Annotated in this window: 22 protein-coding genes and 1 pseudogene; 13 read left to right on the top strand and 10 right to left on the bottom strand. The window is 55.5% G+C overall.

The window, feature by feature from the left end:
- Positions 1–86 precede the first annotated feature (86 nt).
- The 4 genes and pseudogenes from C5Y83_RS29855 (at position 87) to C5Y83_RS16065 (ending at position 5,022) form a co-directional block, all read left to right on the top strand.
- A pseudogene (locus tag C5Y83_RS29855) lies at positions 87–1,508 on the top strand (serine hydrolase domain-containing protein).
- Positions 1,509–1,550: 42 nt separating this feature from the next.
- Positions 1,551–2,318 carry a hypothetical protein gene (locus tag C5Y83_RS16075; RefSeq protein WP_105330725.1) on the top strand — a complete coding sequence of 256 codons (768 nt, stop codon included), beginning with the start codon at positions 1,551–1,553 and terminating at the stop codon, positions 2,316–2,318.
- A gap of 151 nt (positions 2,319–2,469) precedes the next feature.
- On the top strand, positions 2,470–2,685 hold the full coding sequence (locus tag C5Y83_RS16070; RefSeq protein ID WP_105330724.1) for a hypothetical protein: 216 nt from the start codon (positions 2,470–2,472) through the stop codon (positions 2,683–2,685).
- Between the two features lie 84 nt (positions 2,686–2,769).
- Positions 2,770–5,022, top strand: coding sequence for a hypothetical protein (locus C5Y83_RS16065; protein WP_105330723.1), 2,253 nt, complete (start codon positions 2,770–2,772; stop codon positions 5,020–5,022).
- Between the two features lie 26 nt (positions 5,023–5,048).
- Here C5Y83_RS16065 and C5Y83_RS16060 read toward each other — a convergent pair whose 3' ends face one another.
- The gene (locus tag C5Y83_RS16060; protein WP_105330722.1) at positions 5,049–5,831 is read right to left on the bottom strand and encodes an SMI1/KNR4 family protein; all 783 of its coding nucleotides are present in this window, start codon (positions 5,829–5,831) and stop codon (positions 5,049–5,051) included.
- 282 nt (positions 5,832–6,113) lie between these two features.
- Here C5Y83_RS16060 and C5Y83_RS16055 point away from each other — a divergent pair, with 282 nt between their 5' ends.
- Entirely contained in the window at positions 6,114–7,331 is a 1,218-nt protein-coding gene (locus C5Y83_RS16055; RefSeq protein WP_105330721.1) for a hypothetical protein, read from the top strand.
- Positions 7,332–7,456: 125 nt separating this feature from the next.
- Here the strand turns inward: C5Y83_RS16055 and C5Y83_RS16050 are convergent, their stop codons facing one another.
- Positions 7,457–8,656, bottom strand: a complete 1,200-nt coding sequence (locus C5Y83_RS16050; RefSeq protein ID WP_105330720.1) for a Gfo/Idh/MocA family protein — start codon at positions 8,654–8,656, stop codon at positions 7,457–7,459.
- A 55-nt stretch (positions 8,657–8,711) separates the two neighbouring features.
- Positions 8,712–9,497 (bottom strand): phytanoyl-CoA dioxygenase family protein, encoded by a 786-nt coding sequence (locus C5Y83_RS16045; protein ID WP_105330719.1) that lies wholly within the window; start codon positions 9,495–9,497, stop codon positions 8,712–8,714.
- 133 nt (positions 9,498–9,630) lie between these two features.
- Between C5Y83_RS16045 and araC the strand changes: the two genes are divergently transcribed.
- From araC to C5Y83_RS16030, 3 genes are all read left to right on the top strand, one after another.
- Positions 9,631–10,446: an arabinose operon transcriptional regulator AraC gene (gene araC / locus C5Y83_RS16040; protein ID WP_105330718.1), complete on the top strand. Its 816-nt coding sequence runs from the start codon at positions 9,631–9,633 to the stop codon at positions 10,444–10,446.
- Between the two features lie 95 nt (positions 10,447–10,541).
- The gene (locus C5Y83_RS16035; protein WP_105330717.1) at positions 10,542–11,048 is read left to right on the top strand and encodes a hypothetical protein; all 507 of its coding nucleotides are present in this window, start codon (positions 10,542–10,544) and stop codon (positions 11,046–11,048) included.
- Positions 11,049–11,140: 92 nt separating this feature from the next.
- Positions 11,141–12,490, top strand: coding sequence for a sulfatase (locus tag C5Y83_RS16030; protein WP_105330716.1), 1,350 nt, complete (start codon positions 11,141–11,143; stop codon positions 12,488–12,490).
- A 34-nt stretch (positions 12,491–12,524) separates the two neighbouring features.
- Here C5Y83_RS16030 and C5Y83_RS16025 read toward each other — a convergent pair whose 3' ends face one another.
- Positions 12,525–12,746, bottom strand: coding sequence for a hypothetical protein (locus C5Y83_RS16025; RefSeq protein ID WP_105330715.1), 222 nt, complete (start codon positions 12,744–12,746; stop codon positions 12,525–12,527).
- Between the two features lie 277 nt (positions 12,747–13,023).
- Between C5Y83_RS16025 and C5Y83_RS16020 the strand changes: the two genes are divergently transcribed.
- Complete coding sequence (locus C5Y83_RS16020; protein WP_105330714.1) at positions 13,024–13,905, top strand: hypothetical protein; 882 nt, start codon at positions 13,024–13,026, stop codon at positions 13,903–13,905.
- 101 nt (positions 13,906–14,006) lie between these two features.
- Complete coding sequence (locus tag C5Y83_RS16015; protein WP_199195050.1) at positions 14,007–14,381, top strand: phosphopantetheine-binding protein; 375 nt, start codon at positions 14,007–14,009, stop codon at positions 14,379–14,381.
- A gap of 14 nt (positions 14,382–14,395) precedes the next feature.
- Here the strand turns inward: C5Y83_RS16015 and C5Y83_RS16010 are convergent, their stop codons facing one another.
- The 3 genes from C5Y83_RS16010 to C5Y83_RS16000 all read right to left on the bottom strand — a co-directional run bounded on the left by C5Y83_RS16010 (position 14,396) and on the right by C5Y83_RS16000 (position 21,574).
- On the bottom strand, positions 14,396–16,879 hold the full coding sequence (locus C5Y83_RS16010) for an amidohydrolase family protein (protein WP_199195049.1): 2,484 nt from the start codon (positions 16,877–16,879) through the stop codon (positions 14,396–14,398).
- Positions 16,880–16,948: 69 nt separating this feature from the next.
- A complete protein-coding gene (locus C5Y83_RS16005; RefSeq protein WP_105330713.1) occupies positions 16,949–20,029 on the bottom strand; it encodes an efflux RND transporter permease subunit in 3,081 nt (1,026 codons plus the stop codon).
- A 57-nt stretch (positions 20,030–20,086) separates the two neighbouring features.
- Complete coding sequence (locus C5Y83_RS16000; protein ID WP_105330712.1) at positions 20,087–21,574, bottom strand: efflux RND transporter periplasmic adaptor subunit; 1,488 nt, start codon at positions 21,572–21,574, stop codon at positions 20,087–20,089.
- Positions 21,575–21,903: 329 nt separating this feature from the next.
- Here C5Y83_RS16000 and C5Y83_RS15995 point away from each other — a divergent pair, with 329 nt between their 5' ends.
- The gene (locus C5Y83_RS15995; RefSeq protein WP_105330711.1) at positions 21,904–22,785 is read left to right on the top strand and encodes a sensor histidine kinase; all 882 of its coding nucleotides are present in this window, start codon (positions 21,904–21,906) and stop codon (positions 22,783–22,785) included.
- Complete coding sequence (locus tag C5Y83_RS15990) at positions 22,782–23,462, top strand: response regulator (RefSeq protein WP_105330710.1); 681 nt, start codon at positions 22,782–22,784, stop codon at positions 23,460–23,462. Before C5Y83_RS15995 ends, C5Y83_RS15990 begins: the two co-directional genes overlap by 4 nt.
- On the opposite strand, the gene C5Y83_RS15985 is transcribed toward C5Y83_RS15990, so the two are convergent.
- From C5Y83_RS15985 to C5Y83_RS15975, 3 genes are all read right to left on the bottom strand, one after another.
- Entirely contained in the window at positions 23,456–24,472 is a 1,017-nt protein-coding gene (locus tag C5Y83_RS15985) for a hypothetical protein (RefSeq protein WP_146117796.1), read from the bottom strand. The two genes, C5Y83_RS15990 and C5Y83_RS15985, sit on opposite strands and share 7 nt — an antisense overlap.
- A gap of 168 nt (positions 24,473–24,640) precedes the next feature.
- Complete coding sequence (locus tag C5Y83_RS15980; RefSeq protein WP_105330708.1) at positions 24,641–25,123, bottom strand: NIPSNAP family protein; 483 nt, start codon at positions 25,121–25,123, stop codon at positions 24,641–24,643.
- A gap of 89 nt (positions 25,124–25,212) precedes the next feature.
- Positions 25,213–25,539, bottom strand: a complete 327-nt coding sequence (locus tag C5Y83_RS15975) for a nuclear transport factor 2 family protein (protein ID WP_105330707.1) — start codon at positions 25,537–25,539, stop codon at positions 25,213–25,215.
- Positions 25,540–25,656: 117 nt separating this feature from the next.
- Between C5Y83_RS15975 and C5Y83_RS15970 the strand changes: the two genes are divergently transcribed.
- On the top strand, positions 25,657–25,995 hold the full coding sequence (locus C5Y83_RS15970; protein WP_105330706.1) for a winged helix-turn-helix transcriptional regulator: 339 nt from the start codon (positions 25,657–25,659) through the stop codon (positions 25,993–25,995).
- Positions 25,996–26,028 lie beyond the last annotated feature (33 nt).

Genomic DNA, 26,028 nt, shown 5'->3' with positions numbered 1-26,028 from the left:
TCCTTCCGGAGCCGAGAAAATTCAGATCGGACTCAACGGCGATACCGTCATTCGCCCACAAACGACATGGCAAAGGAATCGTTACGATGAAACGTCTGCTAGTCATAACAGCCTGGATCTCTTACCTGTGCCTCGCAGCACAGGTAAATGCCAACGAGCAAGACATCACGGTTGGCGATCGTGGCAAGGCAATTCAGCAGTATGTTGATGAGTTACATCAGAATCTCGGTTTCTCCGGCGTGGTCTTGGTCGCTCGAGAGGGTAAGGTCATCGCAGTGTTTGCCCGCGGCACGACCAATCACGAGCAAGACGGGGAGGATTTAACCTCTAAGACACTGTTCGAGATCGCCTCTTGCACGAAGCCATTTACTGCGATCGCCATCCTGCAATTGGCAGAGCAGGGCCAACTCTCACTCGATGACTCGATTGGTAAGCATCTGCCCAACGTGCCAGAGCATAGCAAAGCGATTACAATTCGCCAGCTACTGTCCCATACGTCTGGAATTCCTGGAACGAACACGCAGGGATCAGGCGACAATTTCAATGCCGTGGTGCCGACGTTCTTTAAAGGAGGTCCTAAGCACACGCCAGGATCTCACTTTGAATACTGAAATCAAGGGTATTCTGTCTTGAGCGAAGTCATCGCCCAGGTCAGCGGCGAGTCCTACACCGAGACGATTCGTAAAAACATTTTGCAGCAGTGTGGTATGACGAAGTCATGCTTCACTGGAGATCCGCAGCCGACCGACTCGACCGTCGCGATCGGAACGTCGACCTACGGCAAACCACGATCTGCGTTGGAGCATCCTTACGGAAGCTATGGATACCAATACCGGGGAATGGGTGGTCTGGTCAGCAATATCGAAGATCTGTGGCGGTGGGACCGAGCTTTGCACGATGGCAAGTTACTCAATGCGGAATCCGTGGCCGCAATGATCCAAGCTAACCAAGGTGGTTACGGCTTGGGCTGGTTCGTCGCGAAAGATCCCGGCGGGGCGATCTGTCATCGTCATGGCGGCAGTGTTCGCGGATTCCTGGCCGAAATCCGTCGCTACCCGACCATCGATGGAACGCTAATTGTTTTGGCCAATCAAGATGAGTCACTACCGTTTTCTCTCGCTGTTTCTGAGCTCGAGAAGTTGCTGTTCGATCAATCGTCCGACGTGAAGATTCCCACACGTCCCCCGCAAAAGTTAATCGATCAAGTTATCGGAGATTACCAAGACGCTAAGAAGCGACGTCTTGCCATAACCAAGGCCGCTGGTCTTCCCACGGTGCGAATCTACTGGGGTGGCCCGGTCACGGCTGGCTATCTCGGAATGGACGATGAGGGGAAAACTCAGCTTTACTTGCCCAGTTATTCAAATGGTCGCTATCAGTTTCAAGCGGATGGAGAACTTGAATTCTCGGACAATCCCGGCAAAGCCGATTCGGTCTCGCTGCTGGTGATCCAACCGAAGTTGACCTTTCGTCGCATTGAAAACAACGCACCTCGCGGTAACAACTGATTCAGATGCTGACATGTTTTGTCGTCGTTATGGAAGAAGCCCATGTCGGAAGCCGGCACCAGATATATTGGTCTCAAATTCATGTTCGGGGGGATGGTCGTCTCGGGCCTGGGAATCTACCAAGTGGCTACCGGTGGGCTCGTCGCGGGTGACTTCTATCGGATTCTTTACCCAGCGATCGCACTACCTGTCGGGCTTCTGATGCTCGTCTTTGGGGCCCTGGCCTTTTGGATGGACGATCCAAAGAACGCCAAAGTGGAAGAAACAAAAAACGAAGCGGATGCGTACACCGCCTACCTTCGACAGCAAGGCGTCTTGCCCGAAGAGACTGCCCAGCCAGCAACGCCAGGCCGCTTGTTTCTCGATCCACGGATCTTGGCCGTGCTCATGTTACTGGGCGTCGCGGCCGTTAAAGTGGCGCCTGTCTTTATTGAGTTCGAGAAAGAGGAACGGCGAAAGCAACCTGCCCGCGAGCGAGCAAGCCGGGAAAGTATCGCTTGGTTTAATAATCAACTGGCCCAGAAAAAAGTCGCTCTCGACCGATTAGAAGAGAAAATGACGGCAGCCGGTTTCACCCCGGACGAGCAAGAGCAGGTCTTTCGCGATTTCGTGAACTCCGAAAGCGAAGGTGCTAAGACCAGTGACTCGCTGAGTGAAGTCCTTGAGATCGACTGGAAACTGCTTCGGCACTGGGATTTTGAGAAGCTGAATCCGAAGGTGGAGGAGCTTATTCAGCAGAGACAAGATCAACGCGAACAGGATTCCGCTGAAAAGTCGAAACTTAACACAACTCTTCCTGGCGATCAGTAAGTACAAGACCCTTCGGCGAGACTTGCCTAATTTGTCCAGTGGGATCGCTTTTACGGCACTTCTGCCTAACCCCCGGTCGACGTGTTGCTTGTCTTCTTTCCGAGGGATATCTTGAATCGCAACGAAGATGCACCTCTCAGGAGACAAACCTATGTCCAACTTCATACGCGTTCCCGATTCCAATGGTCATACCTGCTATGTTAACCTCAGCAGCATTCAGATGTGCCGGTTGGAACCGCAAACAGGCCGCCTGACCATTCACATGAACCCCAGCGAAGGAAGCTCGTTGTTGCACATCTTACTCGATGGTGACGAAGCCAAGCGGGCCGTCCGAATCTTGGAAAGTCAGTGCGTCGACGTCGACTAGCGACGAGGCAGCGAGCAACAATCCGATCAGCAAATCGCAGCCGAGCCTGAGTTGCGACATACGGAGCTAGTTAAGGGAAGGCGAATGTTCTTTAGCAGTGCGCTTCAGCGAGCCATTAAACGTGGGCTGAAGCCAGGCGGTAATCTCGCAGACGAACTGCGCGAGTTAGACGATTATCAGATTCGCTCCAAAGCGGACGCTCAGGCAATTTGCAATGCGTTGGCGTCGCTGCCTCTTAAGCGTCCGGCCGATGAAAATTCCTTTACGTCATCGCTCCACGCGTTGACCTCGTTGTTTCAAGATCTAGAAAGTCCCAGAGCCCCAGCTTTCAAAGTCTTGTATCTCGAAGGGCTGCCGCTCTTAACCCGCATTTTCGACGCCCGGATACAAGAGGCGAATGAAGACGACGAAGACGATCTGTTGTACGTGCTGAAGATCTTAGCCATGTACGGATCACAGGACGGGGCTGAGAAGATCGTGGAAGCGGCCCAAATGCCGCTGAAGGATGACGCTTACATGTGGCACGTCATCCTTTCGATTTTAGGCGACGACCATCCTCATCGCGACTTCGTCTACCAAGCATTGAGTGAGCATTTGCCGTCGAATTTCTTGGCGATTGCCTTTCTGGATAGTGCCAATAAATCGGCGATTGCAGGAACGCTTGAACGCCATCCATTCGACTCGGCCGAAGGAGAGCAGCGGCTGCGAGGCTGGCTGGAAGAAAGCGATCCGGAAAAGTTCAGTTATGCCAATAGCGCCACGGCTGCATTGCCTTTTCTTACGGGGCCTGGGCGTGACCAGCTATTGCACCTGGCGATGGATCATCCCGATGTCGGCGTACAGATCGAAGCGTCTTGGGCAGCAGCCAAAGTAGGACGAGACGCTGGCCTCCGACAGTTGGCTCGCTATTGCCTGGACATTGCGCATTCCAGTATTGCTCAGCATTATCTTACGGAATTAGGGCATCAGGAACTGATTCCGAAAGAGGCAAACGAGCCGGAGTTTCAAGCCAAAGCCGAGTTCTCGAACTGGCTGGCTCATCCCAATGAACTTGGCCGCCCACCGGACGAGTTAGAGGTGGTCGATCATCGGATGCTCGCTTGGCCGCCAGAAAACAAGCCGCGTCCCTTCTGGATTTTAAAGTACCGCGTCTACGATCAAACCGGTCTCGAAGAAGACGACGTCGATTGTGGCCTTGTGGGAAGCATGACCTGGTGCTTTTTCATGTACAAGATGGATCAACGCCCACCGGAAGATGTTTACGCAATCCATTGCTATTGGGAGATGCAAAACGAAGAGCTGATCCAGGAAACGGAAATTACCGATCCGCAAGAATATGCCCAGCTATTAAATCAATGGTCTGGCAAACCGCTCGAGTCACCAACCATTACCGATGTGGCCGAGGTATCTCCGAAACTGAAAACCCCAGGCCGTTTTGTTGCGCTCGCAACGGCCAGGCTCGACGGAGAAGAAGGTTGGGTCGTACTCGATGGACCACGAAGTGCCTGGTATCCCAAGTCAGAACAACCCAATAACTTTAATCCCATTCTGAACCTTCATATCGGCCATCAACTGCTAGGTTTTGAGGAGTCCGTTGATCGAAAGAAGTTCCTCCGTTCGGACTCGCCTCAGCGATCTCCCGCTGAATTTGTGGTCGCCTATGAGAAGTTGATGAACGAAGCGGCGAACGGCCCCGTTTATCGGCAGAAAGAATTGCTGTGCGAACATCTGCTATCCAATCAATTCGATGCGTATATCGATGCCGTCTGTGAGACGCGAGGCCTTCCGAAGTCGATGGTCGTCGTTGAAACCTACGAGAGATTTCTCGAACTAGCTGCCCAGGCAGACGAATCGATTCGTGAAGCTTGTTACGACTCGTTTACGGTCTTAGGCAGGAATTTTGAGAAGTACGTTGATGCATTGGTCGCCGAGGAAAGAAAGAGCGATATCGTGAAATGGGTCGAGTGGTTCACCCCTTACTGGCAGCATAATCTCGGCCACGGTCAACTCGGCATGGCTGCCTTCAAAGCAGGGGCCTACGAACCAGCCGAGCGGCACTTTCTCTCGCTTTACGAAAGAATGGACGAGTATTACCGCGGCGAAAGCATGAGCATGCTCGCCGAGATTTGGTTTCACCAAGGAAAGATCGACAAGGCCCAATCACTGCTGATCGATTGCCAAGCGAAGCTGATGCAAGAGATCAAAGAGAGTAAATACAACTCCGATCGAGCCATGCACGCCGAGCAATTCCAACACCATCAAACAACCTTCCTTCGCCTCTTTCCTGAAGGAAAGAACCTCCTGGTCAAGCAGGGAATCCCCGAGAATCCGCTGTAGATGCTGGTTAATCTATCCTTTCCATGCTAAATCTCAGCCAACATCCGCGGTAGCGATTCGGTCCAGGCTGCGAAGCTTTTAGCGAGCTGGCTGATCGCTGGCGTGGCGTGGTTGTAGTAAAGCAGCGGCGGCTCGCTGCCTGGCGCGGCTTTGCCAACCAGGATTTGATCTCCGTCTCCTTCCCACCAAAAATCGCCGAGGCACAACATCCCGCTCGAAGGAAGCGTATCGTCGCTCGGGTGCATGAACGTATGTGGCAGGCCGATCTGAAGCCCTTCGCCATAGATAAGTTCCGCAGTGCATGCCAGGAAGGTTCGGTACGATTCGGGCAACGGTACGCCCAGGGCTGTTTCCAATTGGACGATCTCTTCCGGTGTGGCGGCATCAGCGAGTGTTTCGATCTGATCGAGATGGCGTTCCAGGAAGCGAGCCAGTTTCGGGAATGCTTCTCGCAGTCGATCCAACGGCGGTTTGAACTTCCGCTGCAGCGCCTTGTTGGCCTGTTTTTCATCGGCTTGAAACTTTGCGAAGTCTGCCTGCCACGCCTGTTCGTATCGATCGGACGTGGTATGCTCGACACCCCAAGAGCTCAGCAGAGCGATCGCTTCCTGTTGGCTGACCAGAGCACATCGACTCGGCGGCCCAAATCCGCCCGGCCGAGGCGGTTTTAATCGCAAGAATGGTGCCCGCTTGATTTGCTGAGCAACCATGTCCGAGTGCTCCTCCCACCAAGTCAACCAAACCTCCGGTTCCAACTCTCCAGCGGCCAATTGCTTGAGGACTTCTTCGAGATAAGGATCGATATTCAATGCAGGGTATTCTCAAGAAGTGAGGGGCGATTGCTGCGTGCACGATCGAAGAATAGCGTCGACAGGGCAAACGAGATTCTGCTCCGCCAGCCGATGCATCCAATCGTACCATGAGTCCACATAATCGCGACAAGCCTGAAAGAACAAATACTCTGCATCGAAGAAAAGGTGCCCATCTAAATCGCCCGAAAGGTTCGACGCGATCTGTTCGGTACCTTATGATTGTCGGGGCATGGTTCATGCTTTGCGAAATCTGAAACGACTCCATTCATTTCACCCGTCATGTCTGATCAATCATCTTCCCGACCGCTGCATGGCCGTTGGTTGGTACCTGTGTCACTAGTTGCCGCATGTCTTTTGGGTGCGGTGATTCTGACGCTATTCCTCTTCTGGTTCACCAATTGGAGCCCTGCGGAGCAAGTAGCGATTGACCAGTTGACTTCGGAAGGTCGTGGAGGGGGATACGTTGACTATGACTGGGAGCTTGCTCAATGGAGCGACCAAGAAGGACCCCCCGGCAACTTCGTGATGAAAGCGCTCTTAGGGGAAGACTACGCGTCGCATGCGGTCACCGTTGATACGTATGGTCGATCGGCGGAAATGTTGGCAACGACCCTTATCCATCTGCGAAAGCTGCAAACGATCGACCTGCAAGATTGCGAATTCAACGAGGACGTCGCCAGGATCCTTGCCGACTTGCCAGAGCTGCAAACAATTCGCTTCGCGCGCATGTCCCCGTCGGCGGAATGTCTGGCGATACTCGCACAGGCGACGCGGGTCCGAGAGTTGGGCTTACTCGACACCCAAGTCACCGACGCCCAGTTGGCAGCGATCGGCGAGTTTTCAAGTCTGAAGGAAATCTTCATTGTGGAGTCGACCGGCACCGATGAAGGACTTTCCAAGCTGGGCCAACTACGGTCACTGGAGTACCTCACGATCCATAAGATGCCGCAAATCACGGACGAAGGAGTCGCGCATCTGAAGAATCTGACGAAGCTCAAAACTATGTTGTTACCGATGTCGCAAGTCACCGGCCGCAGTCTTGAGATTGTCACCCAGATGCCGGATCTGGAGTCTTTGGAAATGACTTGTCTGCCGTCCGAGCAAGATGCCACGCTTGCAACATCAGAGATCTGGCCTCAGGTTCCGACCTTGTCATCCATCTATCTGGATGCCCCATGCATTAACGACGAAGATCTAGCCACGATGGCGAAGATGCCTAACCTGTCTGACCTATACCTGGCCAATCCCAGCATTACCGATCGTGGCGTCGCCAAGTTGGCCCATGCTCCGGAATTGTTCAGTCTGACGCTCCTAGGCACGCACATCTCGGATAAAGGTATCCGACCACTAGCTCAAGCCCCCGAGCTGTTCTTTATCGAGGTCAGTTCCGACCGAAAGATTCGCCTCAAGACGGTTGGACAGGCCGAAGTCGAATACGAGCGGTTTTTTCCTAAAGGGCCACAGCCGCATCTGCATTCGCCGTATGAGGATTGGTGATTGGCCCCGTTTTTCGAGCCAGATCAATCGTGGCCTTCTTACTGGGGGGAACGCTTTTATGTTGATTCCACCATAAGAGTCTTATCCGTGTCCATCGGTGTGATCCGGGGTCACGCTCTCTCTGATCATTCTGCCTCAACGACCCGTTGGCTGACTTCGCCCGTTGTTTTGTGACGTAGGATCAGCTTTGTTGCGCCGCTGGGCATCTTCTCGCGTTTGATCAGCAAGTGCTCTTCATCGAAGTCGCGTGATACGCCCACGTGGGGAACGTTCGTTCGGCCACGCCACAGTGGTAGTTCGACGGCGGTCCACTGCTTGCTTTGAACCGAAGCGTAGGCAGCATCGATGATCGCGTTAACGATGTAACCATCGTAGAAGTCTTCCATTGGCTTTCCGCCTGATTCCAACTGATTCAACACGTCCGTAAACATATCGACGTATCCCAGCGCGGCCGCTTCGTCGCCGACCGGGAAGAGCCAGCCCGTGTCGCTCTCGGCCTTCTCGGCAACGTAACCTGATTGGCCGCCGGCCGAGAACATTTCCATACCGGTTCGCAGCCAATGATTGAGCCAGATCGTTCCTTCGGTGCCCGCCACTTCGTCTCGCAGGTCCATCCCGCCACGGAATGCCCAGCTTACCTCGAACTGCCCGATCGCTCCGTTCTCGTAGCGGACCATGCCGACAGCGTGATCTTCGACGTCGACCGGATGCACCTGGGTATCGGCCCAGCAGATCACCTCGACCGGGCGAATGTCTTTGCCGATGAAGTTACGAGCGATCTCGATGCAGTGGCAACCCATATCGATGATCGCCCCGCCACCGGAGAACTCTTTGTTCCAGAACCAATCGCTATGCGGGCCGGGGTGGGTTTCTCGCGAGCGAACCCACAGCACGTCGCCGATCGCACCCGCCTGCACCGAGCCGAGCGCCTTCAGCGTTTTCGGGGTATAGACAAGATCTTCCAGGTAGCCATGAAATACACCTGCCTTCTCAACGGCTTGCAGCATCCGCAGCGATTCCGCGGCGTTGGTCCCCAGTGGTTTGGTGCACAGCACCGCTTTGTCCGCTTCGGCCGCGGCGACGACAGCTTGTTCGTGCAAATGATTGGGCAAGCCGATAATGACGGCATCGATTTCCGAATCGTTAACCGCTGCTTGCAAATCTGTCGTGTGACGCGGAATATCGAACTCTTCCGCAAATGCCCTCGCGTTCTCTTCGCTGCGTGAGTAGACAAGCGCTACGCGGTCGCGCGAGCGCTTACCATGAAGTGATTCGGTGTAGAAGCGGCCGATCAGGCCGGTCCCCAGCAAAGCAATACGCGTCATCCGTTGCCTCGTCGACGTGCTGCGAGGCGGCTTCCTTCAAGGGAAGTGGGCCTCGTTAATCTACCGCCGCCTGTCGTTCGATCACTTCGGTCACGTGCTCGTCTGGCCAGATTTCCAGCGGCGAGTAATTGGGGTGCCGGCCGCCCGTGACAATGGGATCATTGTGACGCGTATTGTAGCAGCAGATCAATGACCAGCGAGGGAGTTCCGACGTATTCTGGTCCGATCGATGCAGCAGATTGCTGTGAAAAAAGACGGCATCCCCCGGTTCCATCTCGCAGTAAACCAATTTATGCCGCGCAATTGCCGCTTCGACGCGGGCTGGCTCGGCGCCCGTTTGTTCCCCCACCTTTACGTGGTCGACGCGGCCAAGCTTGTGCGAACCACGCAGCACTTGCAAGCAGCCGTTTGCCTGCGTCGCTTTGTCGACCGCCAGCATGCAGCTTCCCATGTCTGGGTACAAACAACCGTTGTGATACCAATAGCCATAGTCTTGATGCCACTCCCAAGCTCCGCCGGTCTTGGGCTGCTTCAGCGTCATCTTGTGGTGATAGTGATACACCTCGTCCCCCAGCAAGGCGGCCATCGTCCCGGCAATACGTTGGCTGCGCACAACCGCCGTGTACAGCGAGTCGTCGGCCAGATCGTTCCGCACGGCCAGGCGGGTCTCGCCTCCTTGGCCGTCGTTCCGCACATACGATTCCCCAAGCATCGATTCGTCGCCACGAGCGTACGCGATCAACGCTGCCATTTCGGAAGGGCGAAAGATCTGGCGAACAATCAGAAAACCTTCGTCCTGAAACTGAGCGATCTGCTGGGCGTTGACGGTGAAGCCAGACATGTTCAAGGATCCTGTTAATAGGAAACGAGCGGGCATGAAGGGAAGGGGACTGCCAGTTGGCTGATTCTTATTATCGGCATTTACGCTACCGCTGGGAATTCACTTTGCGGTTCAATACTTGTACAATCCTGCTATGCCTACTAGTTCTACCACCAAGCGAAAACGGTATCTTGCCGCCGGTCATTTTCATGAAGGGCCCGGTTATCGCGTCGACCGACCGACCGGTTGTCATGATTGGCTGTTGATCTATACCGTTTCTGGTAAAGGACTTTTCAGCTATCAAGGCGAGACGTTTCTGGCTGAGGCGGACGATGTGGTGCTGATCTCGCCCAACACGCCGCACCGGTACGAAGTCGCTTCAGAGGTCGACCAGTGGGAACTGCTATGGGCACACTTCCTGCCAACTTCGCAGTGGCGTACCTGGCTCAAATGGCCCACCTTGGCCCCTGGCGTCGGGTACGTTCGTCTGAAGAACGAAGCGGCCCGCGAGGCATTGGCTCGTCGTTTCGAGGAAGTGGTGCAGTTGACGGCCGGGTATCGCCATCATCGCGAGCCGTTGGCACTGAACGCCCTCGAATCGGTATTACTCGGCTGTCACGAACAGGTCGTGCTCGAACGGGGCGAAGGAATCGATCCGCGGATTAGCGACGTGCTCGATTACATCTGTCGGCATCTCGATCAGCCGCTCCGTATCGAAGACTTGGCCCGCCAGTGTCACTTGTCGCCGTCACGCTTCGCTCACTTGTTTCGCCAGCAAGTGGATCAGACACCAGTCCAATTCATCGAACAGCAACGCATTGAGCGAGCCTGTGAAATGCTACAGCACACCGGCTACCCAATTACGACGATTGCCCAGCAAGTCGGATTCGAGAACGCATTCTATTTCTCGCGCCGCTTCAAACTAGCAATCGGAATCAGCCCTCGAGCGTTTCGCAAACAATCCGTCTGAGAGAGGTGGTAGAGCGATCTTCAAAACCAATCGTCGCCGTGAGTCGTCATGCTGGTAGATGGCGACTCTTTTCTTTTCAGGGTTAGACGATGGTCATGTCCGCTTTGAAATTTACGTTGATTGTTTCTCTTCTGCTTCTCACTGGCTGCCAACCCGCAGGGCACCCTCATGGTGATGCCTCGGCAGAACCGCTATTACGCACCGCCAAAGGAGCTTGCCTGGCGAAGATTGTGCGGTTTGAGGAGCAGGACGAACGCCCCTCCGACGGCGATCACTGGCGGAAAGCGTGGCTAGAGATCGATCAGGCCAGTGGTGAGGTGCCGGAGTATCTTTACTTGGTCGTGGAACCGGGCGGGCTCCCTCCACCGGAGTATCAACAGCAGCGGGAGAAGGATCACCAATCGCTCCTGCTTCGTCACAACTCCCTGGAAGTCGGCGAGCGGCACTGGTTCGTCTTCGCGGACCAGTACGATTCCAGCAAGTATCCCTATCAGGTCGCCGGCTGGTGGCGATATGCCGACGGCGATGTTCCCAGCGACGTGATTGAAGCCATCGACAACGACCGTTTTGCGAGTCGGGGAAGGGAAGGGCATCCAGACTAAGTTTTCAACGGCCACGATTTGGGCTATCGTGAAAGAACCCCCTCCAACGCCCCGCCCAAGTCGTCATGAACCACGCGTGAGAAGGTCGTCGAATGTTTCGTCTGGTAGTTTGCCTGGTCGCTTTCAGCGGTGCTCTGTTTACTTTGCCTGCAAAAGCGGCTCCACCGCACATATTACTGATCATGGCGGATGACCTGGGATGGAAGGACTTGCACTGCCAGGGGAACGATCGTCTCCGCACGCCACATCTCGATCAGCTGGCGAAACAAGGCGTTCGCTTCACCGACGCTTATGCCGCGGCGCCGGTCTGTTCCCCAACACGCGGAGCACTGATCACCGGACTGGCACCAGCCCGACTACATATCACGCAGCATGGGGCCGATATCCCATCGTTCTGGCCAGAAGATCGCGTCGTACAGCCGCCTGCCACGCGGCATGAGTTGGTTCACGAAACGACGACGTTGGCCGAACGGCTCAAGAAGAAAGGGTACGCCACCGGCTTCTTCGGCAAGTGGCATTTGGGGACCGACCCCAAGTTTTGGCCAACAGAACAAGGGTTCGATGTGAATCTCGGTGGCTGTGGCTTTGGTGGTCCGCCGACTTACTTCGATCCATACCGCATACCATCGCTCCCGCCGCGAAAGGAAGGAGAGTATCTCACCGATCGCCTCGCCGACGAGGCCATTGCCTTTATGCAACGTGAGAAGGACAAGCCGATGCTGGTTTGCCTGTGGACGTACAATCCTCACTATCCGTTTGAAGCTCCCGCTGAGTTAACGGCACACTTTGAAGGGCAAGAAGGGCCTGGGCTGAAGAATCCGATTTACGGTGCCCAGTTGGAAGCAACCGATCGGGCTGTTGGTCGTGTGCTGAAAGAACTGGACAATCTGGAAATCGCCGATGATACCTTGGTGATCTTCACCAGCGACAACGGCGGATGGTCTGGTGCCACGGATAACCGGCCGTTAAAGCAAGGGAAGGGATATCTCTACGAAGGTGGCCTGCGGGTACCACTTATCGTGCGTTGGCCTGGGGTGACGAAGGCGAACCAAATTGATCATACGCCGGTCATTAGCATGGATCTAACGGCCACAATCCTCGATGCCACTGGTTGCGAACTTACCGACGGAGAATCGCTCGACGGAGAGACGCTGCGTCCTCTCTTCGCGGCAGGTCAGCTGCAGCGCGAAGCACTGTTCTTTCATTACCCGCACTTTGCCTTCCACAAAGCGAATCGGCCTGGTTCGGCGATTCGCCGTGGAAACTATAAGCTGATCCTGAACTACGACGACGATTCGTGCGAACTTTACGATTTAGCGAAAGATCTCGGCGAACGCCAAGATCTCGCGCAAACGAAGCCCGAATTAACCGCCGAGCTCAAGGATCAATTGACCACCTGGCTTTCCAATGTCGACGCGGGGTTGCCCACCAAGCGTCCTTAATCGTGGTCGATGCCCGATCACTCAGGTCTGCGAACTAACGCTGCGGCGCGGCCTCGGGCGGCTTCTCACTCGAGCCCTCCGCCCGGGCTGGCTTGCCCGCGGCAAACCGATTACACCCGCCGTTGCCGGTAATTCGTAGCTGAAACGGCTGCAGCTTTTCATCGATGCAAAACCCGGCCGTTTGGTCAGTTACGCTTGCATCGGGTTCAATCTGCCACCACTTGCAACCCTTGCAAAGCCCCCATGAATCGCTCATGGCTCGTCTCCTATCGGTAAATGAAATGCTTTTGTGACGAGGCGGTAATAAGCATTTCGCGTGCCGATTAAGAGAAGTGGCATCATCGATCGGCCACGCTAGGACTGGGCCCCGACGGCTGCCGGAAAAGTTTCTTCTGTAGCCTGGGCAACACCTTGCGCTGGCAGGCATGAAAAAATCGCTTGCCAGGTTTACACGATCTCTGGATAACCGAAGCCATCACTCGTTTACCATCTGCATTGACGTACTGTACGAATCTTACTTCGTCGCTTTCCTGATGTCTGATACTTACGTCCAACTCGCTGCCGAACTCGACGCCTACAGCGCTGGCGTTCTGCCCCCGCTGAAGCGGACGAAGCCTCCGACGGGTGAAGAAATCCACCGTTCGGTACGCGAGCTGATCACACACATCGACCAAGCCTTGGTCTCAGTCGCCGGGCGATTACGCGCCTTGGATGGGTCGCTAAAAGAACAACAACAGCGACAAACGGGTGATGATGAGCCAATCCCTCCGCGAACTCCGCAAGAGATGCTTGACCAACTGCAACTGTGCGTCGCCAATCCAGCCAAACGCCGGCGGCACTCGTGGAAATCACTCGGTATTCGCTTGCGAAAGGTGATCAAGCAGGTCAACGAAAAGCAGACGCTTGCTCGACAGCAAACTGAGCAGAACCAGCGGTATCTCGAACAGCGGGAGGAGGACGGTAAGAACCTGTGGTCATGGCGGCCGCCGGGCAATAAGCCGGAACCAAAGCGTCGGCGGAAGCGGAAGCTATCTCCCGCTTCAACCGACAAATCAGTGAACCTCAACGAAGGAATCGGTTCTGTGGTGAACGTGGCCGTGATGAACATCGATCATCTCCTGTGCTCGTCACTGGCCGTCCAACCGAAGCAAATCGCTGAATCGAACACGCCAGTTTCATCTTCCCGTAAGCCGCGGAGATGCCCACGACGACGTCAGAATCTTGTTCGTCGATTGCGACAAAGCTCCGTTCAAGGGAAACAAGCAACCCGTTCGTCAAACAGACACGTGTCAGTGCATCCGGTAGCGCCCGGGGTCATCGTTCCTGTGGATCGACCGGTCAGTTCGACGGTGAATCGATCAAGTTGTTGGGTGAAGCGAAATCAGCGCTGCACGAATCGAGCCCGTGCGCCGTAAAACAAATTCCTTGAGTCCGCATAGGAATGTGGTTCCAATGACCAAACCGGGTCGATCGATCGATCGTCGCATCAGGCTCCGCTAAAGGAAAATATTTTGCCATGACCATTTCGTCACGAACTCCGGAAGGCCAGTCTGGGAATTGTCCAATTTGTCAGGCCTGTGTGGTGATCGAACCTTCGATCATGACTGGCGATGCGCCGTGCCCCCAGTGCGGGCATTTGTTGTGGTTCGTTCAGCTGCCTGGGCAAACCTACGTTTTTCAGCGGAACCGCAATGAAGCGCGGCGGGAGCGTCTTTTGAACTTGATGGCTGAGCAATTGGGCGTCTCGATCGAGCAGCTTACGACCTCGCCTGATATCTATGAAGAGGCCGGGGCCGATTCGCTCGACATCACGGAACTGATCATGTCCCTTGATGAAGAAATGGAGACGGAACTGGCCCAATATATGGATGAACGTGCTCGCGATGTTTGAGTTCGCGACGCGTGCTACTCCGCTGGCTTGGGAACTTTGCGCAGTGCCTTGCCCGGCAAGGCTCCAGTCAAGTGACCTTCGCTCAGGGCGACCTCGCCATTCACGAAAACGTACTTGATGCCTTCCGAGTATTGATGCGGCTTGATGAAAGTGGCCGTATCAAGGAACGTTTTGGGATCCCAAACCGCGATGTCGGCGACTTGGCCTGGACGGAGATAGCCGCGATCGGTCATTCCCAAAATATCGGCAGGCAAACCGGTACTGCTACGGACGGCGTGATTAAGCGAGATAATCTTCTCGCGAACGGAGTAAAGGCCGATCTTACGCGAGAACGTACCGTAACTTCGCGGGTGCGGAACACTGGCCCCAGGGATTTTGGCGCCGCCATCGGAAGCCGTGGCGACCCAAGGGAAGGTCATCACGTAACGGACGTCATCTTCGTTGATGCTGTGGTTGACGATTTGAGCCCCACCAGCTTCTTCGATCTCGATCACCAGGTCGAATGTGCTGATTCCTTTTTCGGCGGCGATTTCGTCCAAGCGACGCCCAGCCCAGGAAGGGTTCCTGGAGAAGTGAGCAATTTGAATGCGATGCCCGTTGTCGGTGATTTTCAGCTTGTGCTGCATCGCCTCGCGAGCCCTGGCACCTGCTTCGGTATCCGATTGAATGCGAGTCAGCATATCGGCCCGACTGCCAGAGCGAGCCCAACTGGGAATAACGGTTGCTCCGAGTGACGTGCTCGACGCGGTGTAAGGATATTGATCGGCCGTGACGATCGCTCCTTTTTTCTGAGCCGCTTTGATATTTTCGATTGCGATGCGAACCAATCCCCACGAGTCCTGACCACTCGATTTGAAATGAGAGATATGAACCGGAATGTTGGCACGACTTTGGATGGCGAGGATCTCCTCGATCGCTTCCAGCAGTTCGGTTCCTTCGTTCCGCATGTGACTGGCATAGATGCCACCTCGCTTGCTGACGACGCTGGCGATCTCGACCAGCTCGTCGGTATCGGCAAACGAACCTGGCGTGTAGATCAGACCGGTCGACATGCCCCACACACCTTCGGTCATCGCCCGGTCTGTGAGGTCTTTCATTTGCTTCATTTCGTCTTCGGTTGCCGGTCGATCGGTCTCGCCGACGACACGCGAGCGAAGCGAACCTTGCGGCAGCAGGTGAGCGATATTCACACCGGCGCCTTGTTCGTCGATTTTGTCGTAATAAGCCCCAGCGATTACCGGCCCGGAACCACAGTTGCCGGTGACCAGCGTGGTGCAACCCTGCGTCAGGTAGTTCGCGGCCGAACGGGTCGCCGGTCGTTGAATCGGGTTATCGCTATGGTTATGCAGATCGATAAAGCCCGGACTGATCGCCAGTCCTTCGCAGTCGATCGTCCACACGATTTCGCCCAGCGGGAAGTCACCCACGGCGATGACTTTGTCGTCTTTGATGGCAACATTTCCGACTTTGGGTTCGCTGTCGTCGCCGACGAAAACCAAACCGCCACGCAGCAGCACATCGGCATCGATGGGACGAGGCTTCGCGATTGCGTCCCGCAATGCTGCGACATTACCGCGAAGCTGAGCGAACTTGGCACTTCCTTCGCCACCATCGGCCGGGGCAGAACCCATGATGGCGTAAACCAGCGTGGCTTGGCCATCGTCGTCCCAGCCCGAGAGGACGCGGGTAACCGGCGTTGTGCTGAGCGAGCCCGACTTGCCGAAGCTAGTGACGCCCGGCGCGGCGCCGTCGATGCTCAAGATCTTATGAATGCGTTGGACGGTGTCGTCCTGCAAGCCGGCTACCTTGCCAGTTGCCAGTTTTGCCAGCACGGCGGCCAGCGATTTCGCGGACGCAACGTTGTCGCCGTTCGCTTTGCGATCGGCCAGTTGATAGCGATTGACCACGATTCCTTGGAAAGCTGGATCGCGGGCATGGATTGCCTGGGTCGTCTTCGCGGGACCACCCAACAATGCCGTCGCAATGTTGGTCGCTCCGTTGTAAACACGATTCGGGGCTCCTGCCGTATGAACCATGCGATAGCCAATTTCAGCGACGGTCGCTTTGGCCAGATACTTCTCGATCTCCTCGCGTTGCGCTTGGTTGAAGTGGCTGAACGCGGGATGATCCGACTCGAACAGCGGCTTCACGCCAGCGGGTGGGCTGTCGAGTTGATCCTCGTACTTGGCGAAGAACTCGAGCAAGATTGCCACCTTGATCGCACTGGCGGTCGGCATCATTTGCTCGGCGTTGCGTTCGAAAAGTGTCTCGCCGTCGGGACGCCCGATCCAAATCGCGAACTCGGTATCCGCCGGGCTGGCGGCCAGTTGACGGTCGATTTCTTGCGAGAAATCTGGATTCAATTCGCCTGCCAGAGCAGAGGAGGCCAATGCAAAACAACCACAAAGGGTCACGGCAAATCGCAAAACAAACGAGCGGATCATGGCAAGTTCAAGCGAATCTGGAGGAAGAAGGTGGGCGTTAAGGATTCCCACCATAAACTATTTCCACCACGATTGCTCGCCAGAAATCGCTCTGCCCGCGACAAGAGTGACAAATCGTGGCGTCTAGGCGTCTTCGTCCACCGGCAGCCCTTTGGCGAACCAAGGGTAAATCGCCGGGACGACAAGCGAGGTCAACAGGGTCGAAGTAATCAGCCCGCCGATCACCACGGTGGCCAGTGGTCGCTGCATTTCGGCACCGTCGCTGGTCGAGAGGGCCATCGGCAAGAATCCGAGACTAGCCACCATCGCGGTCATCAGCACCGGTCGAAGTCGAGCCAGTGCGGTGTCGTGGCTGATTTGGTCGAGCGGCATTCCGTTCTTACGTTGATGCTCGGCGGCACTCACCCAGACCAAACCATTGAGCACGGCCACGCCGAACAACGCAATGAAGCCAACCCCTGCCGAAATACTGAAAGGCATCTCACGCATGGCAAGCGCGATGATCCCACCCGATGCGGCCATCGGCACGGCCAGAAAGATCAACAGTGCCAGGCGAACCGATCCCAAGCTGGTGTGCAGCAGCAGCAAGATGATCAACAGCACCAGCGGTGTGATCAATGCCAATCGCTGGCTGGCCGATTGCAGGTTCTCGAAGTCGCCACCCCATTGGATTTCGTATCCGGCCGGCAGTTCGACTTCCTTGGCAATGGTCGCTTTCGCTTCGTTGACAAACGAGGCGACGTCTCGACCGCGAACGTTGGCCGCAATGAAGGTACGACGACGAATCGCTTCGTGCTCGATGCTGGGAGGCGTTTCTTCGAGCTTGATTTCGGCAAGTTCTTTCAATGGAATCGGCTGCCCACCTGCTTCGGCAACCGGAAGTTGCTCCAACAGAGACAGATTCTCGCGCCATTGGGTAGGGATGCGAACGAGAATCGGGAACTTCGCCCGGCCATCAAAAATTTGCCCCACAGGCAGGCCGCCGATCGACGATATCACGTCCAGCACGCTTTGAGCATCCACCCCATAGCGGGCGAGTTTGTCGGGCTGGGTTGTGATGTTAATGGTCGACAAGTTGGCTTGGTAATCGGCTTTCACATCGACTGCTCCTGGGATCTTTCGCAGAGCAGCTTCAATTTGTTTGCCCTTGGTCGCCAAGATGTTCAAGTCGTCGCCATACAGCAGCACGGCCACGTCGGCTTTGACGCCAGCGACCAATTCATCGACACGCATTTCAATTGGCTGTGTGAAGCCAAATGCGACACCGGGCACGTTGCTGTTCAGGACTTCCGACATTTCCTCGATCAGGTCGTCGCGTGTCTTCTCTTCCGGCCAATCGTGTGGCGGCTTAAGCAGCACCCAGACGTCGGTCTGGTGGACACCCATCACGTCGTTGGCGATTTCCGGACGGCCCGTTTTACAGAAGACCGTTTTCACCTCAGGAAACTTCAGCAGCGTCTTTTCGATCTGGGTCGACATGGCGATCGAACCTTCCAGCGTCGCGCTGGGCAAGCGGACAGCTTCGACGAGCAAGTCCCCTTCGTTGAGTCGCGGCATGAACTCCGCCCCGAGATTCAGGCCAATCGGAATGCTCAACGCGAACACTGCCAGGGCGATCGCCACGGTCGTTCCCGAGTAATGAATCGCTCGACTGACGATCGGATCGTAGATGTATTTAATCCAGCGAACGAGGAACACCTCCTTGTCTTCCATTTTCTTGGGCAGCATCAGCGAAGCCATCGCTGGCATGAAGGTGAGCGACAAGACAAGCGAACCAGCCAAGGCAAACAATACGGTCATCGCCATCGGGCGGAACAGCTTGCCTTCGGTGCCTTGCAGCATCAAGATCGGCACAAACACGACCGAGATGATCAATTCACCGAACATCGTTGGTTTTCGCACTTCGATCGCTGCATCGCGAATCACTTGTATATGCGATTTGCCCTCGTTGTTATGCGACAAGCGATGCATGCAGTTCTCGATCATGATCACCGAACTGTCGACAATCAGACCAAAGTCGATCGCTCCCAGACTCATCAAACTGGCTGTCACACCAGTGGTAAACATGATGTTGGTGGCAAACAGCATCGACAAGGGAATTGCCAACGCCACCACAATCCCCGCACGCAGACTGCCCAGCATGAACAGCAGCACGACAATCACCAGCAAGCCACCTTCGGTCAAGTTGGTCAGCACTGTTTTCAAGGTTCGCCCGATCAGGGCAGCCCGATCGTACGTGACTTCCAACCACACACCTTCCGGCAACGTTGGTTCGATTTCCTCCAAACGGGCTTTCACACGCTGCACGACTTCGCGAGAGTTCTCGCCGATCAGCATCATCACCAGGCCCGTGACCGCTTCGCCCCGACCATCGCGAGTTACGGCACCTTGGCGTGTCATCGGAGCGACTTCGACGTCCGCCACATCGCCGACCAGGATCGGCGTGCCATCCGCTTCGCGGCGAAGGACGACCGAGCGAATATCGTCTTCATCTTCCAAGAGCGACATTCCACGAACGAAGCGCTGTTCGCCGTAGTGCACCACATAACCACCACCAGCCGTGGCGTTGTTGTTTTCCAAATGCGAGAACAGCGTGTCGAGCGTGATGCCGTAGCTGGTCATCCGGTCAGGATCAGGGCGGACTTCAAACGTCTTGTAGAAACCGCCATGCGAGTTGATTTCGGTCACGCCGGAGACTTCGCGGAGTTTAGGGGCGATCTCCCATTCGAGCATTGTGCGGAGTGCCATGGGCGAATGATGATTGCTGCGGACCTCGAACTGCAAGATTTCGCCCAACGCGGTTGTCAGCGGGCCAAGGGAAGGCGTGCCGTAGCCGGGCGGAATATTCGAGGCCGCTTCGCTCAGACGTTGGCCAACCAATTGACGGGCCCAGTAAACGTCGGTCCCTTCCTTAAACACGATGGTCACCACCGAGATGCCGAATTTCGAGACACTTCGCAGTTCTTCCACGTCGGGCAGACCGCCCATGGTGTTTTCGACCGGGTAGGTCACATACCGTTCGACTTCGATCGGCGAGAGCGAACCAGCATCGGTCACGACCTGGACTTGCACGTTGGTCATGTCCGGTACGGCATCGATCGGCAATTTGATGGCCGAGTAGAAACCAGCTCCAGCCATCAACAACGTCAAAATGATGATCAGGCCGCGATTCTTAAGCGAAAAATCAATCAGGTGCGTGAGCATGAGGAAACCACAGATTACGGGAGGCTAAGCAGGAAAACCAATAAACCAAGCGGGCGATTATTCCGCTTCACCTTCCAACAGCCATTCCGATTTAAGCAGGAACGCGCCTTTTTGAACGACCTTTTCGTTCCCTTCCAATCCGCCACGAATCTCAACCCATTCTTCCGAGTGCAGGCCGGTTTCGACTTCGACGCATTGAAACTCGTATTCACCGATTTGTACGAAGACAAATTCGCGATCGTCGTGATGCACGATCGATTCGGCACTGACCGCGAGCGAACGTTTCGGATCGCTGATCGGCAGCGTCACTCGAGCGAACATCCCAGGACGAAGCAAGCCTTCGGGATTGCTCAACGAAGCCACCACCGGCACACTGTTTGTTTCTGGAGCAACTTCGCGGCCGACATATTTCACATGCGCGTGAAACGTCTGGCCGACGAGCGCGGGCAACGTGATCCGAACCTCGGTGCCCGGTTTAATCCGAACAGCCGGCCAGTCGTTTTCGCGAATGTTGGCATCGACATACAGCGAAGAAGTATCGGCCAGTGTGAACAAGCTGTCCGCACGGTAAACACGTTCGTTAGCGGCAAAGTGTCGCGCTTCGATCGTGCCATCCATCGTGGCGACAACACGCAGTTCCGAGATGTTCTCGCCCGACTTTTCGAGCGTGGCGGCTTGGTCGTCACCCAAGAGCGATCGAAGTTGATCGCGGGCGATCTCGACTTGCCGCTGGGCATCGGCCAGATCGGCGTCTGCTTGCCGTTGCGATTGCTGGGCGTCGAAAATCGCCTGATCGAGCGTGGCCTGAAATTCGGCTCGAGCCACCTCGAATTGCGATTCGCGTTCGCGGAAGGTCTTGCCAGAAATGGCCCCCGTTTCCGAAAGAGGTTGAATGTTGCTCAGCAGATCGCGCGAGAGTTTCAGCTTCGAGTGAGCAGGCTGCAAGGTCTTGCCAAAGTTGCCGAGCGAACGGTTTTTCAATTCTGCTTCAATCTTCTCTGGTTCGGCATCTTCAGCGAGCAGATTGGCATAATGCTGCAAGTTGTCAGCGATCTGTTTGGTTCGCTCGGTTTGGGCAGCGACCAATTTGCCTTCTGCTTCGCAGCGAAGCAGTTCGGCGCGGGCTTTGCCAATTTCGGGACTGGTGACGGTGGCCAGCAGTTGGCCCTTTGTCACCTGATCGCCAGGATTTACTTCGACGCTGCGCAGAACACCGTCGATGGGCGAGCGGACCTCGATATGTTTCGTTGGGTCGTAAATGATGCGGCCAGGGACGATATGCGAGTGCTGAATCATCTCGGTCGATACCGGCGCGATGACCAGCTGGGCCGAACTCACTTTGCCAGGTGGAAGTGTCAGCACGTCGGCGACGACTTCCTCAGTCGCGTGGTCATCGGTCGCTTCGCCATGCTCTTCGTCGGTGGTGTTCATGTGATGCACGGCGAGCCACGCCGCCCCCAGGGCCCCGATGACGAGGACCGACGGGACGATCTTAACGATCGTGGAGAGGATGCCTTGGCTACTTGTTTCGGTTGGCTGAGACATACGTCTAATCCCGGCGGCGTTTGCTCGGTTTCCGTGTTAGGGGTTTCAATCGACATAGCGACGAGCGGTCGCATAGGTGGGCATTGGTTTATTGTTGGTTACCAGCAAATAAGTCGCAATTCAGGAGAAGCCGTAATCTTCGCGGCCTTGTAAGGGATTCCCTGACATGGCTTTGTCGAGGGCTTGGATGGCGACCCCCGGCAGGCATGGTAATTGCCGTTCCGCTAACAGAAAAATCATCCGATTGTTAGAATAGAATGCTGGCCCTCCCTGAGACGTACTCGATTGATTTGGCCTGATTTGCTTTCGATTTTGTTTTGGCGATTTTCATGACCACTTCTCCCTCCGCCAGGAATTATCCGATTCAGCCGTGGCGTGCTGCCGTGACCATCTTGCTCGTGGTGTTCCTCGGGGAAGTCACGGTGATGCTGCTGTTGCCGGTCCTGCTGAGCGAAAGTCACGTCTCGTGGACGGCCGCGTTCGCTGATGCCGTGTTGCTGACGTTAGTGTTGTTTCCCGTGCTGTGGTTTACGATGATTCGCCCTCTACAGCGTTTGGCTCTGATGCGGGCCGACTTGCTAGAAACGTTTGTCTCGCTGCAGGAAGAAGAACGTCGTCGGATCGCGTTTGACCTGCACGACGAAATCGGCCAGTCGCTGACTTCGGTGATGATGGGACTGCGAACGATTGGCAACCAGCCGGATGGTTCCAGCGACCCTCAACGATTGAACGACTTACGCAACATCGTGAACCACGCCGTGCACGAGGTCCGCCGGATTGCGAACGGCCTGCGACCTGCCGCGCTCGATCACTTGGGACTCGAAGGGGCGCTCGAGAGGATGGCGGAGGACTTGCGACAAATCCATGACTTAGAGGTCGATTTGACGCTGGAGGTAAGTGACTACTCGGTGCTTTCGGTTCCGGTACAAACGGCTGTCTACCGCATCATTCAAGAAGCCACGACTAATGTGGTACGGCACGCCAAAGCTCAGCGCGTTCGGGTGCTGGTCGCCAGTCGCAGCGGGGAGCTGCTTTTGGAAATCGAAGACAACGGCGCCGGACTTCCGAGCGAGGTCAATACGACAGAAGCAAGCGGCTTGGGGCTGACCAGCATCTCGCAGCGTGCATCGCTGTTGGGTGGGCAACTGGTCATCCTTTCTCCGCCAGGCGGCGGAACTTTCCTTCGTGTGAAACTGCCGGTGCGACAATGAGTGAAACGAAGAAAATTCGATTAGTGATTGCTGACGATCACTCGGTCTTCCGTGCCGGACTGAAACTGCTGCTGCAGATGAACGACGACATGGAAGTGGTGGGCGAAGTTTCCGATACCGATCATATTCTGGAAGAAATAAAGCGGCTGGAACCGGACGTGCTGATTCTCGACCTGACGATGCCAGGCGGAAGCACGTTGCCCTACATCGAATCACTCCGACGCGATGTGCCGAACACGCGGATCATTGTGTTGTCGATGCATGATGATTTAGGGCTCGTCCGCGCGGCGCTGGCCAGTGGAGCGAGCGGATACGTTGTGAAAGCGGCCGCCGATACCGAGGTCGCCGCAGCGATTCGAGCGGTGGCCAGCGGCAAGATTTTTGTCGACCTCGATCTCGACCCGAGCCAGGTTGGATCGCTGTTGGTCGCCGAGAATGATACGTCCGCCGACGATAAGAAAGGACCCTTGAAAAGCTTGAGTGCCCGCGAGAAGACCGTCTTTCTGCAACTGGCCAAAGGGTACACGAACCAGGAGATCGCCGACGAGTTGGATCTCAGCGTGAAGACGGTCGAAACGTATCGCGGGCGAATCGGCGTGAAGCTGGGACTTCGCAGCCGAGCCGATTTCGTCCGTTTTGCGGTTGAGCTGGGCTTGATCGGGCCGGGCAATTATTGAGCTTTGCTGGTCTCGCGCTTGGGTAAAACCTGTTTCAAGTTTTCGATCACCCAAGGATCGGGCACGTCCTTCGCGTTCATGACCAGCAGCATGAAGTTATCGGCTAAGGCTTCTTCTGGGTGAATGATGTAACCGGTGTTGTGACCGATCTGCGCGGTGTAGTCGGGGACTTCGCGCGGTGAAAGAAGTCGCGGGCGTCCGTCGTTTAATAAGGCGACGTACTTGCCGTCTTGCTTTTCTAGAACCATCAGCTGGAAGCTCAAGTTCGCGAACAGGCCGCCGGGGCGATATTCGCTCGACTTCGTGAGCAATACCGGCACGACAGGGGTTTCTTCGCCGTCGATGTTCAACATGACGACATGGTAATTGCCGGTTGCATCGGGGTTAGTGATTCGCCGCGGCTGCAGTTCCTTCGGCAGTCGCACCTCGTTAGTCGGACGGAAGTGAATCACACCGTACATTTTGTCACGCAGCTCGGGATTGTGGCTGCTAAGCACGTGGAAAAGCTCGTGGGCTAAGATGCCTGGAGCTCGTTCCTGAAGTGCGAAGAAGGCGTCTGGAAGGATAATGCTTGCTTCGCGGCAATGCGGTGCGTTTCCTTCGACTTCACCAGCAACGCGAATCAGATGAATTTGCTTCGGGAAAGGAAGGTCATACTCTTGAAGCCGCTCGCGAACCGTTTTCGTGGCCTGTTCGACGTATTTCATCTCGTCTTCCTGCCAATCCTTGACGCCCGCTTGCAGGCTTTCGATGTAAGCCTGCTTGGTAACCGGTTGTTCACTTTGCATACGCGTCTGGATTTCAAGATCGCCCAGCCGTTGAAGGAAGTCGTCCTCCTTGGCAATCAGCACTTTCCCTTTCGCGGCGGGCTCGAACGTTAACAACGTGTCGTCACTCAAATGGACCGCAGGCGTCTCTTGTCCGAAAGCAACGTGGCTTCCCATCAACAACACACAGCCGATCAGGCATGTACAAAACCGATGGCGCGTTGTGAGTGTGGGGTGAGACATTGGTTGCTCCGTAGCAATGACAGAATAGAAAACCATCCATTCTAAGCCAGTCCCAAGCAAAGTTGAAACCAGCTTCGCGGGGAGGCCGTTCGATTCGCCAACACAATTTCGGGCGATACAAGCCAAGCTGCTGCCGAAACGTGGCAGCAGCGTTGGATTAGCGGAATGCTATTTCAATGGCGAGTAATCAGTTGGTGTCAGCAAGATGGACTCGATATTCGTCGTCAGCGGGCCATCTTGCGTCGACTCAGCGACCGCCTGACGGAATTCCGCATCGACGGCGATTCCTTGGACAAGCATTTTTTCACGACTCTCGAGGTCCGGATAGGCGACGAGATAATATAAGCGTTCTTCGTTTGGCTCTTGTTTGGCAGTCCAATAGCCGATGCTTTTGATGCCATGTTTGGCGAACAACCGTAGCGTGTGGTCGCGAAAACGTTTGTGCAGGGCATCCATTTTGCCGGGCGCCGCGGTGTAAACGCGAAGCTCGAAAAGTTGCGGTGTTTGGCTAGGCTTGGCTTCGCTTTTGCTCGGTGATGACTCGGGCAAGTTATCAGTAACAGGCGGCTCGGCAGCCAGCAAACCCCCGGCGAAAAACAGCATCAGCACCGGCATCACGACACGAAGGTAATCCGAAAACATGGTTTTCATGGGTCCGACCCTCTACTTGTAATTAAGGAAATGAAGAGGCAAACAGGGAACATCGGCCACGCGGCATTCGGTATCGCCACGAACCAAACCTACGGTGCGATTTCCAGCGAGGCGATTTTGTCACCAGCAAGGTGAAAAACAAATCGAAGATCAGCGGGACTTCCCGGGAAGTTCCCTTCCAGCCGACACGTCACAACCGATGCCTCGGCATTTTGCTCGATGGTTAACGGTTCACAGGTATAAACATATTTCGCGGCAGCTTCCGTCTTCCAAGACTGGATCTCGGAGCGACCTTGATAGGTATGCCCCTCGTCTCGAACAACGGCATCCGGCGTGAAGCAGGCCGCGATGGCTTCGCTTGATCCGCGGTCCGCGAGAAAGTAAGACGCAATAGGTTGAGGAAGATCGATCGTCATGTTTCTGTCTCCTGGGAAAGAATTGGTAGCTTCGATGGAGAAAACTTTACGATCGGTGCTTTCTTTAGTAAAGTAGCGTCCTGTAGTGAAGTAAGTTTACCGTGGGGAACCAAGGTGATGGCCGCGCAGACTGAAGACGAAGACAACGAGCACGAACCGCTCCGTAAGCTGTTATCAATTCTGGCCAGTCCCTGGACCTTGTTGCTGCTGCATCGGCTGCACATGGAAGGTCCAAAGCGATTCGGAGAACTGAGGCGGCGCTTGGGCTCGATCTCGACCAAAACCCTCACCGAACGGTTGCGCCTTCTTGAGGCGGAAGGATGGATCTCACGGCACTACGAACCGACCGTCCCACCTCAAGTCACCTACGCCATCACACCCAAGGTGCTAGAGCTGGATGGTGTGATGGTCGAACTCGATCGCATTGCCGAACGATGGTACGGCAATCAGAAATAGGACCGGGAGTTTCGGGCCTAGCGTGTTGTCTGA

The sequence above is a fragment of the Blastopirellula marina genome (assembly GCF_002967765.1).
Lineage (GTDB): Bacteria > Planctomycetota > Planctomycetia > Pirellulales > Pirellulaceae > Bremerella > Bremerella marina_A.
This window is presented reverse-complemented; position numbering and strand designations above follow the sequence as displayed.